Source organism: Citrobacter sp. wls615, from assembly GCF_005281355.1.
Classification (GTDB): Bacteria; Pseudomonadota; Gammaproteobacteria; order Enterobacterales; family Enterobacteriaceae; genus Citrobacter; species Citrobacter werkmanii.
Genome location: NZ_SZXM01000060.1, coordinates 120,603 through 135,571, shown reverse-complemented (window position 1 = coordinate 135,571; position 14,969 = coordinate 120,603). Strand labels below are relative to the sequence as shown.

General features: G+C 37.7%; 13 protein-coding genes. All 13 read right to left on the bottom strand.

The genetic code is table 11. The annotated features are described in order from the left end of the window. Positions 1-44: 44 nt before the first annotated feature. The 13 genes from ugd to wcaM all read right to left on the bottom strand — a co-directional run bounded on the left by ugd (position 45) and on the right by wcaM (position 14,965). Entirely contained in the window at positions 45-1,211 is a 1,167-nt protein-coding gene (ugd, locus tag FDX04_RS16260; RefSeq protein WP_137371238.1) for a UDP-glucose 6-dehydrogenase, read from the bottom strand. Positions 1,212-1,455: 244 nt separating this feature from the next. Further along, positions 1,456-2,862 carry an NADP-dependent phosphogluconate dehydrogenase gene (gene gndA, locus FDX04_RS16255; RefSeq protein WP_137371237.1) on the bottom strand — a complete coding sequence of 469 codons (1,407 nt, stop codon included), beginning with the start codon at positions 2,860-2,862 and terminating at the stop codon, positions 1,456-1,458. Positions 2,863-2,964: 102 nt separating this feature from the next. Next, positions 2,965-3,711, bottom strand: a complete 747-nt coding sequence (locus FDX04_RS16250) for a glycosyltransferase family 2 protein (protein WP_137371236.1) — start codon at positions 3,709-3,711, stop codon at positions 2,965-2,967. Then, entirely contained in the window at positions 3,708-4,865 is a 1,158-nt protein-coding gene (locus FDX04_RS16245; RefSeq protein ID WP_137371235.1) for a glycosyltransferase family 4 protein, read from the bottom strand. Before FDX04_RS16245 ends, FDX04_RS16250 begins: the two co-directional genes overlap by 4 nt. After that, a complete protein-coding gene (locus FDX04_RS16240) occupies positions 4,862-5,314 on the bottom strand; it encodes an acyltransferase (RefSeq protein WP_137371234.1) in 453 nt (150 codons plus the stop codon). Before FDX04_RS16240 ends, FDX04_RS16245 begins: the two co-directional genes overlap by 4 nt. Continuing rightward, complete coding sequence (locus tag FDX04_RS16235; protein WP_137371233.1) at positions 5,304-6,575, bottom strand: hypothetical protein; 1,272 nt, start codon at positions 6,573-6,575, stop codon at positions 5,304-5,306. Before FDX04_RS16235 ends, FDX04_RS16240 begins: the two co-directional genes overlap by 11 nt. Before the next feature lie 18 nt (positions 6,576-6,593). Beyond that, positions 6,594-7,490 (bottom strand): glycosyltransferase family 2 protein, encoded by an 897-nt coding sequence (locus FDX04_RS16230; protein ID WP_137371232.1) that lies wholly within the window; start codon positions 7,488-7,490, stop codon positions 6,594-6,596. Further along, entirely contained in the window at positions 7,487-8,680 is a 1,194-nt protein-coding gene (locus tag FDX04_RS16225) for a glycosyltransferase family 4 protein (RefSeq protein ID WP_137371231.1), read from the bottom strand. Before FDX04_RS16225 ends, FDX04_RS16230 begins: the two co-directional genes overlap by 4 nt. A gap of 2 nt (positions 8,681-8,682) precedes the next feature. Continuing rightward, the gene (glf, locus tag FDX04_RS16220; RefSeq protein ID WP_137371230.1) at positions 8,683-9,783 is read right to left on the bottom strand and encodes a UDP-galactopyranose mutase; all 1,101 of its coding nucleotides are present in this window, start codon (positions 9,781-9,783) and stop codon (positions 8,683-8,685) included. Between the two features lie 9 nt (positions 9,784-9,792). Then, positions 9,793-11,031: a flippase gene (locus FDX04_RS16215; protein WP_137371229.1), complete on the bottom strand. Its 1,239-nt coding sequence runs from the start codon at positions 11,029-11,031 to the stop codon at positions 9,793-9,795. A gap of 253 nt (positions 11,032-11,284) precedes the next feature. After that, a complete protein-coding gene (gene galF, locus FDX04_RS16210; RefSeq protein WP_137371228.1) occupies positions 11,285-12,187 on the bottom strand; it encodes a GalU regulator GalF in 903 nt (300 codons plus the stop codon). A 239-nt stretch (positions 12,188-12,426) separates the two neighbouring features. After that, the gene (locus FDX04_RS16205) at positions 12,427-13,422 is read right to left on the bottom strand and encodes an NAD-dependent epimerase/dehydratase family protein (RefSeq protein WP_137371227.1); all 996 of its coding nucleotides are present in this window, start codon (positions 13,420-13,422) and stop codon (positions 12,427-12,429) included. Between the two features lie 148 nt (positions 13,423-13,570). Beyond that, positions 13,571-14,965, bottom strand: coding sequence for a colanic acid biosynthesis protein WcaM (gene wcaM, locus FDX04_RS16200; RefSeq protein WP_137371226.1), 1,395 nt, complete (start codon positions 14,963-14,965; stop codon positions 13,571-13,573). Positions 14,966-14,969 lie beyond the last annotated feature (4 nt).

Here is a 14,969-nt window from a genome sequence, read left to right as displayed (position 1 = left end):
AAGTAAAAAGGCCTTTAATAAGGCCTTTTTTGTGGGGATGATAATTAATCACTGCCGAACAAATCGCGGGTATACACTTTTTCTGCAACATCAGCCAATTCTGATGTCATACGATTAGAAATAATAACATCTGCTTCATTTTTGAACGCGTTAAGATCGCGCACTACCCGAGAATGGAAAAATTCATCCTCTTCCATGACGGGTTCATAAATAATAACGGGTACCCCCTTGGCCTTAATACGCTTCATGATCCCCTGAATAGAGGAGGCGCGGAAGTTATCCGAGCCAGACTTCATGATCAGACGGTATACGCCCACCACCTTCGGCTTGCGCGCGAGGATAGAGTCAGCAATAAAGTCTTTACGCGTACGATTAGCATCAACGATTGCACCGATGATGTTATTCGGCACCGATTCGTAGTTGGCTAGCAGTTGCTTGGTATCTTTCGGTAAGCAGTAGCCACCGTAGCCAAAGGATGGATTGTTGTAATGATTACCAATACGCGGATCCAGACAAACGCCTTCAATAATTTGTCGGGCATTTAGACCTAAGCTTTCAGCGTAGCTGTCTAATTCATTAAAATATGCTACACGCATAGCAAGATAAGTATTAGCAAAAAGCTTAATTGCTTCAGCTTCAGTGGAATCAGTAAATAGCGTTGGAATATTTTGTTTTACTGCACCTTCCTGTAATAACTCTGCGAATCGTGTGGCGCGTGCCGAAGACTCCCCAATAACAATACGTGAGGGATGAAGATTGTCATAAAGAGCTTTTCCTTCTCGCAAGAATTCAGGCGAGAAAATGATATTATTCGTACCTAAACGTTCTTTGACCGACTGAGTAAAACCAACCGGGATGGTTGATTTAATAATCATCACTGCCTGTGGATTCACTTCCAATACATCGCGGATGACTGATTCCACGCTAGAGGTATTAAAATAGTTGGTTTTAGGATCGTAATCGGTCGGTGTAGCTATAATGACATAATCGGCATTTTTGTAAGCATCTTGCTTGTCAGTTGTTGCACGAAAATTAAGATTTTTCGTTGATAGATACTCTTCTATCTCTTTATCAACAATGGGGGATTGCTTCCTGTTAAGCATATCCACTTTAGCCTGCACAATGTCCAGCGCGACTACTTCGTGATTTTGGGCAATCAAAATACCGTTTGAAAGACCGACATAACCTGTTCCTGAAATAGTTATTTTCATTTGCTCTGACTTCTTCTGGTTAATCATTTTGAGGAGATACATTCCCCAACAACAGAAACGATGAGTAGGTTTTGTAACTCTGATGTCGATGACCTGTCAAGGCGATGCAGTTAACAGGAATGCTAACATTATATCGCTATTCTTCTTAGTCCTGTGCATCTTCCCCTTGTAACATAGCGTTTACTACAATAAAAAAGCCCGGAGGAGCGCTCCGGGCCTGGATTCACAGTTTGACTAAATCAGATTAATCCAGCCATTCGGTATGGAACACGCCTTCTTTATCAGTACGTTTATAGGTGTGCGCACCGAAGTAATCACGCTGAGCCTGAATCAGGTTCGCCGGCAGTACCGCAGAACGGTAGCTGTCGTAGTAGGCTACAGCAGCGGAGAATGTCGGTACCGGAATACCGTTCTGCACCGCGTAGGCCACGACATCACGCAACGCCTGCTGGTACTCGTCGGCGATGTTTTTGAAATACGGTGCCAGCAGCAGGTTGGCGATGCCTTTGTTTTCAGCGTACGCGTCAGTGATTTTCTGCAGGAACTGGGCACGGATAATGCAGCCCGCGCGGAAAATCTTCGCGATTTCACCGTAGTTCAGATCCCAGTTGTACTCATCAGACGCAGCACGCAGTTGAGAGAAGCCCTGCGCGTAGGAGACAATTTTGCCCAGATACAGCGCACGACGGACTTTTTCAACGAACTCCGCTTTATCGCCAGCCAGTTTAGCCTGCGGGCCGGACAGCACTTTAGATGCTGCAACGCGCTGGTCTTTCAGAGAAGAGATGTAGCGCGCGAATACGGACTCGGTGATCAGTGACAGCGGTTCGCCCAGATCCAGAGAGCTCTGGCTGGTCCATTTACCGGTGCCTTTGTTCGCTGCTTCATCCAAAATCACGTCAACCAGGTATTTACCGTCTTCGTCTTTTTTGGTGAAGATGTCTTTGGTGATGTCGATCAGGTAGCTGCTCAGCTCGCCTTCGTTCCACTCGGTGAAAGTGGTGGCCAGCTCTTCATTGGACAGGTTCAGACCGCCTTTCAGCAGAGAATAGGCTTCAGCAATCAGCTGCATGTCGCCGTATTCGATACCGTTGTGGACCATCTTCACGTAATGGCCCGCACCGTCAGCGCCGATATAGGTCACGCACGGTTCACCGTCTTCCGCCACAGCAGCGATTTTGGTCAGGATCGGAGCAACCAGTTCATAGGCTTCCTTCTGGCCACCAGGCATGATAGACGGGCCTTTCAGCGCCCCCTCTTCACCGCCGGAAACACCGGTACCGATGAAGTTAAAGCCTTCTGCAGACAGTTCGCGATTACGACGAATGGTGTCCTGGAAGAAGGTGTTGCCGCCATCAATGATGATGTCGCCTTTATCAAGGTACGGCTTCAGGGAATCGATGGCAGCATCAGTGCCAGCACCTGCTTTCACCATTAACAGGATGCGACGTGGGGTTTCAAGAGACTCGACGAACTCCTTCACCGTGTAGTGCGGAACCAGCTTCTTACCTGGATTCTCGGCTACAACTTCTTCGGTTTTTTCACGGGAACGGTTGAAGATGGAGACGGTATAACCACGGCTTTCGATGTTGAGCGCCAGGTTGCGCCCCATCACTGCCATACCGACGACGCCGATCTGTTGCTTGGACATTATATACTCCTGTCAGGTGTTTAATATAAGTATATAGGTATAATATCTTAAAATATGGCGCACATAAAGCGTGCTTGATTGCCAAAAACTAAAAATATATTATTAATGATGCTTTCGTAATGCTCTAATGACATAGAATGTAAAATAATATAAGACTTGACACCAATTAAGTTTAAGATAGTTTCGATAAAATTTTAGCTGAAGAAAAAGCATTTTAAATTTATTTGATGAAAGACTCTCATTTCCCTCTCGATAATAAGCTAATATTTCATTTAAGCAAAAAGCTTTTTGTTCAACCTCTAATATTTTCAGCCAAAGAGCCATATCCTGCCTCTTTCTTAAATTAGGCATATACATTTTCCCAAGCTTTTCAACATCATATATTGCAGTAAGGCATCCTATAACGTTAGATTTTAATAATTCATTATAACAAATTTCATTTGGTGGTATAATTTTTTTAGTCTCTTCACCTTGATTATTAATTTTGACATAAGCTGTATAGGTAAAACTGTAACCATTGATATTCATGAAAGAGATTTGTCTTTCAAGTTTTGAGGGATGCCATAAATCATCACTATCTAAAAATGCAATGAATCGTCCGCTAGCATATTCAATTGCTTTGTTTCTAGAAATCCCAGCACCGCTATTTACTTTATTTTGGAAAACTTTTATTTTTGGATTCTTTTCTGCCAGCGCCTGTAATAAAGGGAAAGTTCCATCTGTTGAACAATCATCAACAACAATTAACTCCCAGTTTTTATAAGTTTGACCAATAACAGAGTTAATTGAATTTAGTATATATTTCTCTGAATTGAAAGACGGCATTACAATAGATACTAGACTATTCATTTTTTCGAAAAAACCTCATTGACGAATTGGGTTAAGCTATATTTCTTTGAAATATCGAATGATTTTTTTGAAAGGGCCATATACTGCAACGGTTTGTCATAAAAAGAATTAAGCATTCTATGTAGTTCCGCAGAAAAATCTTCCTCTATGATATATGACAAAAGCTCTGGACTTTCTTTTAATAAATAGCGAACATAACCAACGTCAGTAGAAATACAAACTAACCCTTCAGACATACCTTCAATAACTACTCGAGGTCCTGTTTCTGACAGAGAAGGATTAATTAATATATCATTATCTCGATATAACATATTTAAAGGTTCGCCATTCTCAACAGAACCAATAAGAGATATGCAATTCTTGCAAACTGAGGAAAAAACTCTATCATGCAATTTATGATATAAAGGGCCATCGCCGACAATAGTTAAATGAAATTGTCTAGAGGGATTGTAAACCTTATAATCGATTAAAGAATCTATCAACTCTTCCAGCCCCTTAGCAGGCTGTAATCTTGAAACACAAATCAACTTCAGTGCTTCATTGATATGTGATGCTTTGTATTCTTTATTGTTTATTTCATCTAGACTGATTGTACTTTCAATTAATACTTTAATTTTCCCCTTCAAAAAAAAAGGAATATTTTTCAATACTGACGGTCCATTACAACTGGCCGAGTTAAAAAAAGCCGATATACATATAAGATAATACTCAGGGAAAAAAAACATTAAACGTATTATTTTTTTTATGGTGCTATTATTACTTTTCCGTATTACGTCTAAGGGGTTTGAAGTAAAATGATAGTTGACCAATTTATTTTTTGCATATATCAAGAAAAGCCATGAGAATGGTTCCGGTGTTCTGACATAAATCTGTTCAGATAGGTGCGAAAGTTTTTTTATACCATCTTTTATAAGAAAAAAATGCCGATAAGATTGATGATATTTAGAAAATCTTGGCAATGTAATTAGATTAACGTTTTTATTTTCAAAATAAACGTATTCATTTGTTACGTTATCATCAATAGTATTAGTTAATAAAGTTACACTGCCATAGGCATTGACAAATTCATGAAGATATTTAGCATGAATTCTATTTATAAAAAAACCATTTCTAAATAATTTAATTTTCCAATTTGAATAAATGCCGACGCTCATTGTTTTCTCACCACTGTACAAGGAGGTACTACTTTACCTGCAGGTATCACTGCACCTGCCGTAACCACGCTATTTGCCGCGATCCAAGAACCTTTTCCTAAAATGATTCTTTCCTGATGTCCCCTTGAGTATCGATAGCTACCATTAAGTTTTCCATGGTTAGCATCTACAACAACCACATTCATAGCAATCAAAACTTCATTTTGTATAATAATTTTTTCACGGGACATAATATAAGCGTTTGGCCCAATATATATATCACAGCCACAAATAATTTTTTCAACCCCGCGTAGCACAGCAGTTGAAGATACTTGAAGATTTTTACCGCACCCTCCCATACCCAAAGAATACAGAAACCCCCTAAATCGCATAATAGAAGGCATATCAGGTAGCCACACTAGCAACAACCTAATAAAGTAGGAATATATTAACAATATTTTATGCTTCATGTTTAACCTTCATTTTGTTAATTATTGAATAATTCAACATAAGAATGATAAATATTGATTGAAAGCTATCAAACAAAATAGCCCCCTTGAACATCATCAAGATAGCGTAAAACCCTACGGCTATTAATATAAAATTATCATTATTAATTTTCAATGTAAAAACATTCCTGACACCTATCACTGATATTAAGACAAACAGCCAAGAAATCATCCCTACGTAGCCTACAGCAAATAATAATCGATACCAGCCAACATCAGTGTTCATATAATAATCATTATTGTCACCATACCATTTAGAATCCCCAATAAAACTAAAATCGGACCAAGAGTATATATACATGTTTATATTTGTCTGGATCGAACCTGTTTTTGTTCCAGACTTGAAAACTTCAGTAATCCAATTTATAAAAAAATCTTTAAAATCAGCGGGGATAAAAATAATGATAGCGGACAAACAAATTGCAATGGCAATAATCATGTTTATCATTGTTTTAGAGAATGATAATATATTTGTTATTTTTAATAAAATAATAGCCACGATAAATATGCCCACAATTGAGGATCGAGCTGAAATCAATGCGGATAAAGCAATAAGTAAGATAATTATATAATCCTTTAATGTCATCTGAAACTTACGTTCTCTGTAATAGATATAGAGTAAATAGCTTAAAAAACATAGCACCTGAACAAAGCCTGTCGAATAAGCAGAAAACCCTGTAATACCAATCATACGCAAGGACATTAGTCCATTAAGAGCTTCACCACCACCAATTAAATCAAAGGATTTTTCACTTATTAAATTTAAATACCAATTCTGAAATGGTTTATACAGTAGCATAGATATTATAAATAAACTATTCAAAAAACCAGCATAACCGATGGATTTAAGTACATTTAGCCTATTGCAACTAAATGTAATAATATAAATATATTTAGAGACTATAGTTATTAGTGCATACATACAAATAGTTCTGATAATATAAATATCACTCTCTCCAAAATTATTGATATAACTAATAACTGAAACCACAAAGAATAAAAATAGAGAAAGTAATATAGATATTTTCGGAAGATAGATAAGTTTTGTTTTTAATGTGTTTACAACAAATAGCATGAACCAAAACAATAAAACCAAATAAGATGATGGGATTTGATAAGGTAAAAAGAAATAATTAACGTTAAATATAAAATACAGTATTAAAATAGTATTGAAAAACAAACCAAATCTGGTTTGTTTTTTAATATTGTGCGAAGTTGTCATATTCACTATTCCTTAAAACTAAATTTTGAAAGTTCTGTTTAGTTCACTAAACAAACATTCAACTACTAGTTTTTTAGGATATTTTTTTATCTCTCGAAGATATCTTAGCTTACCAAACCGGACAGAATATTTTACTAATGCGGCGCATAGCCATTTATTATTCTTACTCTGCAGGTTAGTTAATCTCTTTTCGAGAATATGCTCAATATGCGTTCTATTTTTTAAACAATATTGATGATATAGGGATATGCTGTCAGAAAAAATATTTCTCCTTTTTGTTCGAGATAGAGAGTTATTGAGCACTCTGTAGCTAAAAACAATCTCATTTAAGTTTCCAAATTTAGCACCTAATTCATGCATCTTCATCCATAGAGCTAAATCCTCGGCAAAATGGTAACCATCTTTACCATATTGGATGTGATGATCTTCAAGAAACTTTCTCCTAATCATGACTGATGGATGAGCGAAAGGTACCGAAGTGCACAGACAGATATCAATCATATCCGTTAGTATTGGTACCAATCTTAACCCAAGAAGCTCACCATTCTCATCGATCTCATAATAATGCGAGCCAATAACATCCAGTTTATTTTCATCAATATATTGAAACTGCAGTTGTAATCTATTCCGATGAGAAATATCATCGGAATCCATTCTTGCTATGTATTGTCCCTTGGCTCTGCATATTGCATTATTCAAACTCGCCACAATTCCCATATTTTGTTGTTCAATAATTGAAATTCTAGAATCTTGTCTGCTATATTTTTCTAATATATCTTTAGTGCTATCGGTAGACCCATCATTAACAATGATAAATTCAAAATCTGAAAATGTTTGATTCAGTACTGATTCTATTGATTCAGATAGATATTTCTCTGCATTATAAACCGGCATTATTACAGAGATCATAGTCATTTCATATTCTCTTCATTTTTACGATTCACAATTGAAACTGTTCTTAGCATCTTCAAGAAAGCATCAGCAACTTTTGCATTTGAGAACTTTGTGTTATAAATCAGTTGTGATCTATTTTTCATTACATCAATCGATGACTGATCTGCTGATAAAATTCTAGTAAGTCCATCCGCCAAACTGTAAACATCCTGCACTTCAGTAAAATAACCATTCCCATCAATCAAGTCTACTAAGCCCCCGGTCTTCGTAAATAGGCAAACGTTGCCGGTGGCTAAGCCTTCTAGGGCAAACATAGATAACCCTTCAAAGCGACTAGGAAGAATGACTAAATCAACTGATTGTAGTGTCTCGATCAAAGCCTTATGGTTGATACTATCTATAAATGTTATACACTCAATATTATCAGCTAGTTTTATTAACCTTTCTTTATATTCACCATTCCCAATTACACATAAATCAAGATTATCTCTTAGTTTTGGATCAATTAAATTTAAAGCAATAAATAAATCCTCAAATCCCTTTTGAATATAGCCCTCACGTTCCATCCTTCCTAGCATAATTGCTTTAAGTTTATTACCATTGTCTATTATATTTTCAAACTTTGGATCTGGAAATATAGTATTAGGAATGATATTAAAGTTAACCTCTCCAATTTTAATTACATTATCAGAAAAGTAATATTTTTTTACAAAATCAATATGAAAACTGTTTGTTGATGAAATCCATTTTATTTTTTTCGATACTATATTTTTAATTAAATATTTCTTTATCTTATAAATTAAACTTGGTACAAAAAATGTATATTCAGTCTCAGATGTTGAATGTACACGGACGACAGTTCTACTCATAATCTCTTTGTCTAAGAAAGAAATTAAAAATGGCTGATCGAATGTTTCGATAAATAACAACTCATATCCATCATCTTTCATTAATTCATTTATTGTTTTCGCCCTTCGGTATTCTGATAAAAACTTCCCAAAAAATTTTAAGCTATGATTTATATCTAATCTTCGCACTTCTAAACGTTCGGAATTGATTTCCTTTTCATTCTTAAGTAATGTCGGAGTGAGTACCGTGATGTTAATATCATCTGAATATTGTAACAATGAATAAATCAGATTCAAATATGCGTTTGCATAACCATTATTAAGAGGATAGAAATCTTGGCAATAGAATAATATTTTCCTCACGTTTATACCTCTATATTTTTTATTTTATTCAATGCAGATCTAATAACCATATGCATATCATAATATTTATATTCAGCTAATCTCCCCCCAAAAATTATTCTTTCTTCTTTTTTAGCTAGTTGCTGATATTTTTTGAATAAACTCATATTTATGTCATCATTAATCGGATAATATTCTTCTTTTCCAAGAGACCAATCCGTAGGATATTCTCTAGTTATGAGAGTCTTAGATGATTTATTTTCAAAGGAAAAGTGTTTATGCTCAATTATTCTTGTATATGGAACATCCTTTTCTGTAAAATTTATCACAGCATTACCCTGAAAGTTATCAACATTTAATATTTCACTCTCAAATCTCAAACTTCTATACTCTAATGTTCCAAAACGATATTCATAAAAAGCATCAATTGGCCCCGTATATATTACCTTACTGGCTAACGAGTTATAATAAACTTTATCTTTTAAATAATCTGTATTTAATCTAACTTCAGTATCTCCAATCATTTTTTCAATTAAGCAGGTATAACCTTCAGTTGGAATCCCCTGATATTTATCATTAAAGTAGTTATTATCAAATGTGAACCTAACGGGTAATCTTTGAATTATAAATGGCGGTAACTCTCTCGCACTTCTCCCCCATTGTTTTTCAGTGTAACCCTTAATCAAAATTTCATAAATATCTTTACCAACTAATGAAATAGCTTTTTCTTCTAAATTTTCTGGTTCTTTACCATTTAGTATTTTTCTCTGCTCTGCAATGATTTGTTTTACTTTATTTGGATCAGCCTCTCCCCATAGCTGATAAAATGTATTCATATTAAATGGTAAATTATAAATTTTATCTCTGTACACTGCTAAAGGTGAATTTGTGAATCTGTTAAATTCTGAAATTTCATTAACATAATCCCATACTTCTTTATCGTTTGTATGAAAAATATGAGCACCATATTTATGAACATGAATATCATGTACATTTTCAGTATAAATATTTCCACCAATATGGTCTCTTTTTTCAAGCATTAGTATTTTTTTGCCTTTCTTAGACAATTCTCTAGCACAAACAGAACCAAACAATCCAGTACCAACGATGATATAATCGTACATCCCCCCCCCTTAAAATATATTAATTTTCTTTCGCTTAAGAAATAAAAACATAGTAGTTACAACAAAAAGTTCTGTAATAAATATTGCGATTCCAGCCCCAACTGCACTGTACTCATAAACTAATGGAAATATTATCATAAGATTTAATAATGCCCCAAAGAATAAAATCATGCTAAATTCTTTTTTGTATGAGTGCGATAACATTGTTTGTACACCAAAAATATTACTCAACGAAATAAAGAATGGGACAAAGGCTAGCCATTTTAATATCTCTACTGAGTTGATATAATTCTCCCCTGCCACTGTCAATATTATGTATTTCGAAAAAAAGAATAAAACACATGACCCGATAAGGGATAATCCGCCAACATATTTAACACTTGTTTTTATAAGATCTAATGCTTTTTCATAATGCTCATCGAAAAGATTATTTACTCTAGGGAAAATTGCCTGAAAAATTGGTCCTAGCAAACCTTGAGCTGCATTACGTACTATATTTGCTGCATTAAAATATCCAACGGCAACAGGACCACTTATGAAACCTAGTATAACAGTTATGCTTACTGTATAAAGACTTATAGATGAAGTTGAAAGAAATACATGTATACCTTCTGTATACCTAAGCTTTATTTCTGACCAACTAAAATTGTAGCCTTCTATCCATTTATTATTAATAAGAATAATACATGAAATTAATCCGGCCAAAAAATTAACCCCACTTTGTAAAAGTGCGGCCAGCCAAATATCTGTTGGACTATTTACAAATAAAAAAGTCAACGGTATTATCAGGAATCTTGAAAAGATTGTGCAAAAACTTATCCACTTCATTCTCTCCAATCCCTGATATAGCCACACAGGATATATCACATTTCCTAGCAGCATAGGGAAAAAACATAATAGAATTAACCAGATTTCTCTATATTTGGGTATACAAAAGATCATTAAAATGAAAAGAATACACGAAATAAATAATAATATTATTTTTGCATTTATTATGCTCCAGAATATAATGGAAAGTTTATTTTTATTATTAGCATGTTTAGCTATTTTTTGTGTTCCTGTCCAGTTAAAACCATAATCAGTCAATAAAACAAGATACTGTATTGTTGCTTGGCTAAATCCAAGTATACCAAAATGTTCAACTCCAAGAACTCTTACTAGATAAGGAAATGTGATAAGAGGAAGTATATAAGAACTTCCTTGAACTAATAATAAATATAATATATTTTTCTTTATTGAATTGTTCATAATCTGGCTTGCTGGTGTGTTTATGTATCCGCCAGGCAGGCTACCGCCTTGGCTTTGTTGCTACCAATGCACATAAATACTATTTCTTCAATCATCCTATAATAACGTTTTTATCTAATATATAACCAACATTTTAGTTCCATTTTTTACAAATAAGAACTAATGTAGCTTAACAAACTAAAGGCAGTCAAAGATGGCATTTTTAGTTACGCAACCTTACTGCCTACTGGCATCAATTTATTAAGTTTATGTTTTAGGCCTTATTATTATTAAGACTTTCCATTATTGACTCTCGAAACTTCGCCCCTTCCTTCAAGTTCCGCAGACCATACTTCACGAACGCCTGCATATAGCCCATTTTTTTACCGCAGTCGTAGCTGTCGCCTGTCATCAACATCGCATCAACAGACTGTTTTTTCGCCAGTTCTGCAATAGCATCCGTTAACTGGATACGGCCCCAGGCACCAGGTTGTGTGTGCTCTAATTCTGCCCAAATGTCAGCAGACAGTATATAGCGCCCTACGGCCATCAGATCGGAATCCAGTGTTTGTGGCTGATCGGGTTTCTCAATGAATTCAACGATACGGCTGATTTTACCTTCGTTGTCCAAAGGCTCTTTGGTCTGAATAACCGAATACTCGGACAGATCGCCTTCCATACGCTTAGCCAGAACCTGACTGCGCCCCGTTTCATTAAAACGAGCAACCATGGCAGCCAGGTTGTAGCGCAGAGGATCCGCACTCGCGGTATCAAGAACGACATCAGGGAGCACCACAACAAACGGGTTGTCCCCAACAATTGGGCGAGCACAGAGAATTGAATGACCCAGCCCTAGCAATTGAGCCTGACGAACGTTCATAATAGTTACGCCAGGAGGACAGATGGACTGCACTTCAGCCAGCAACTGGCGCTTAACACGCTGCTCAAGCAACGATTCGAGTTCATAAGAGGTGTCGAAGTGGTTCTCAACTGCGTTCTTAGACGCATGAGTCACCAGGACGATTTCTTTAATGCCAGCAGCTACAATCTCGTCGACAATGTATTGAATCATCGGCTTGTCTACGATCGGCAGCATCTCTTTTGGGATTGCCTTAGTAGCCGGCAACATGTGCATCCCCAGGCCCGCTACCGGGATAACTGCTTTCAAGTTAGTCATTCTATCTCCTACCTCTTAACGGCTGATAAAGTATAGACTTTAGCCGTATGTTAGCCAGTATCGCTGGCTCCATCCTTAACGCCAAATAGGCTGGTTAAGGTAAACCGAATGCAAACACTACACTTCACCAGCACAGAGGTGAACTCAGATTCTTCGGAAACGTGCTGAAATTACCATTTATTATACCGTTTCCGAAAAATCGTTGCTAACTACGTCCCGGATGTTAATTGCAACAATAATCACTCAGAGACAAACGTAATGTCATCTTTCTTATCGTGCAAAAATTCGTATTTTAAAGTGCGATCCAGTCCCTGAGACAATGTGTACGGCGCCACAAAACCTGATGAGTGGACTTTCGTTGCATCAAACTGTGTGGTGGCACAGAACTTCTTCACGCGCACAGAGCTGACAGCATATTTTTTGCCGGTCACTTTACCCAAAATATCAAAGCAATAGCCACCTAACATGCCTAAAGCGTAAGGTAAGTGTGCTGAGGGGATTTTTTTACTTAAGCTCTGTTCAACTTCGGTAACCAGTTGATTCATATTGAGATCGGGCTTATCAACATAGTTATAAACCTCGTAACCAGCTGTCACATTCTTCAGTTTATACTTAATAAACTCAACAATATTACCCACATAAGCCATTGATTTATAATTCGTACCAGCCCCAACCATCATAAACTTACCACCTGCAATCTGCTTGAGCAGGTTATAAACATTGCCACGGTTGCGCTCACCAAAGATAACGGTTGGACGAATAATAGTCAGCGAACGATCGCCCGGCGCTTTCGCATGCCATTCACGGAGAACCTCTTCCGCTTGCCACTTGCTTTTACCGTAGTGGTTGAAAGGGTCGTGCGGATGATTTTCGTCAGGATTGGTTTTGTTCAGACCATAAACGGCAACTGAACTGGTAAAAATGATGTTCTTAACATCATTTTTCTCCATAGCAGCCAATACATTGCGCGTCCCTTGAACGTTCACATCATAGTAGAGTGACGTAGGACTGACATCATCACGGTGTTCAGCTGCTAACAAAACGATTGTGTCATAGCCTGAAAGCGCCTGATCCAGAGCTTGTTGATCGCGAACATCGCCAATTTGCGTGATTTGCGGATAGAAGTGACTTTGCTGTTTATCCAGATTGTGGATATCAAAATCTCCAATAGCCGTTTCCAGGAGTCTGGTCCCCACGAATCCCGAGGCACCGATGAGCAAAACTTTATCGTTCATAAATCACTTTGTCTGTTCAAAATACAAGAATCATATGATAAAGATGAGCATCTTCCCTGAGTAGTCAACGCTGCCCAGCCCCAGCTTTAACAGTAATTGAGTGATTATAATCTTTTAGCCAATGATATCCAGTAAGATTATGGTGGGGTTACCTCCCATGCCCCGGCAGTCGAAAATTCACCGCTTCTACATTCACCACCTGATGGTTTACACGGTCAATGTCAACTGAACTTTGCCCGGTTTCGTTTACCGCATGGATATTCGCCAGCGATAGCAAGGTGTCCTGTTTGGCCATAAATTTACCGCGTACATCCTGGCGCAGATCGAAGTGCATCTTGAGCGCGGGTCCCGTCTTGGATTGCTGCATGACCTTGATGTTGCGTAAGAAAAGGTGCTGCGGTTGGTTGTGCAACTCCAGCGTGGCGCGCTTCATCTCTAGATTAGTGATGGCCACAAAAGACGTGGCATTACCGGAGGAGATCTGGATGCCACGTAATTTGTATTCCAGTTTCGAGTTATCCAGATGAATATTATTTAACTTAAAATTTTGCGGAATGGATAAATATCGCCCTTTGATGACGCCATAGCCAATGAGCATACCTGCGCTATTCTCCATATTGATATTATCAATAACGAAATTATCACATCCATAAATCGCGACCGTTGCATTATCAATACCCGCTTTCTTACTGAAATCCGGAGTGATATTTCGCGCGGTAATATTACGAATGACAAAATGTTTGCCGTTCTCCACATGGATTAACTGTCGGCAGTCGGAACCGGTGATGTTCGCCACCACAAAGTTTTTTACCGCCAGTTCCTCGGGATAGCTATTGTCATAAGTACTCCCCGCCAGCCCGATACCGATACCCCAATTCACATTGCCGTTAGTACAGTTGATACGTTCGATAACATGATCAGAAATGAGGATATTGCTGTCATTTATCGCCACATTCCACTCGATAGCGTCACCCTGCAAATCGCTAAAACGGCTGTTCGTGATCTTTACGCCGTCCATGCGGTTATGAAAGCCCTGACGCAGGATCCCATAGTTAGCACGCGTAACGGTAATATCCTCGATCGTCAGATTACGCATCAGCCTTGAGTTTTTGCCGCCAATATAGATTTGCGTTACCGGAGCAAAACCACTCATGGCAATCCCTTTTATTACGCAGTCCGACCCCCGCACATCGAGGGTAACATTCCTCAGGCTCCCGCCCTGCCCGCCCATCACCTTGCATCCATCCTGCAGAACAAAGCGCCCACGCCCATTGCCGCTTATGCGGCCTTGAACGGATAGCGTTTTGCCTGGCGGAATAACAATCGCGGTATTAATATTCTTACATTCCAGCCCTTGTGGTACGACTACCGTTTGCCCTTCCGTGAATGCCTGCCTGAAGGATGCGACCCAATCCTTTGGGTTGTAATCCTGAATATTGACGCTGCCAGATGATTCAAGCGCCCGACCAACGGGAGAGTGCAGCACGACAAGCGCAGAGCCTGCCGTCAGAAAAGTACGACGTGAGAGTTTTTTTTCTGACATACAA

What these genes read in the sequence shown, in the direction of transcription:
- ugd (WP_137371238.1), bottom strand. Translation starts at nt 1,211, where the DNA reads ATGAAAATAACTATTTCAGGAACAGGTTATGTCGGTCTTTCAAACGGT.
- gndA (WP_137371237.1), bottom strand. Translation starts at nt 2,862, where the DNA reads ATGTCCAAGCAACAGATCGGCGTCGTCGGTATGGCAGTGATGGGGCGC.
- FDX04_RS16250 (WP_137371236.1), bottom strand. Translation starts at nt 3,711, where the DNA reads ATGAATAGTCTAGTATCTATTGTAATGCCGTCTTTCAATTCAGAGAAA.
- FDX04_RS16245 (WP_137371235.1), bottom strand. Translation starts at nt 4,865, where the DNA reads ATGAGCGTCGGCATTTATTCAAATTGGAAAATTAAATTATTTAGAAAT.
- FDX04_RS16240 (WP_137371234.1), bottom strand. Translation starts at nt 5,314, where the DNA reads ATGAAGCATAAAATATTGTTAATATATTCCTACTTTATTAGGTTGTTG.
- FDX04_RS16235 (WP_137371233.1), bottom strand. Translation starts at nt 6,575, where the DNA reads ATGACAACTTCGCACAATATTAAAAAACAAACCAGATTTGGTTTGTTT.
- FDX04_RS16230 (WP_137371232.1), bottom strand. Translation starts at nt 7,490, where the DNA reads ATGACTATGATCTCTGTAATAATGCCGGTTTATAATGCAGAGAAATAT.
- glf (WP_137371230.1), bottom strand. Translation starts at nt 9,783, where the DNA reads ATGTACGATTATATCATCGTTGGTACTGGATTGTTTGGTTCTGTTTGT.
- FDX04_RS16215 (WP_137371229.1), bottom strand. Translation starts at nt 11,031, where the DNA reads ATGAACAATTCAATAAAGAAAAATATATTATATTTATTATTAGTTCAA.
- galF (WP_137371228.1), bottom strand. Translation starts at nt 12,187, where the DNA reads ATGACTAACTTGAAAGCAGTTATCCCGGTAGCGGGCCTGGGGATGCAC.
- FDX04_RS16205 (WP_137371227.1), bottom strand. Translation starts at nt 13,422, where the DNA reads ATGAACGATAAAGTTTTGCTCATCGGTGCCTCGGGATTCGTGGGGACC.
- wcaM (WP_137371226.1), bottom strand. Translation starts at nt 14,965, where the DNA reads ATGTCAGAAAAAAAACTCTCACGTCGTACTTTTCTGACGGCAGGCTCT.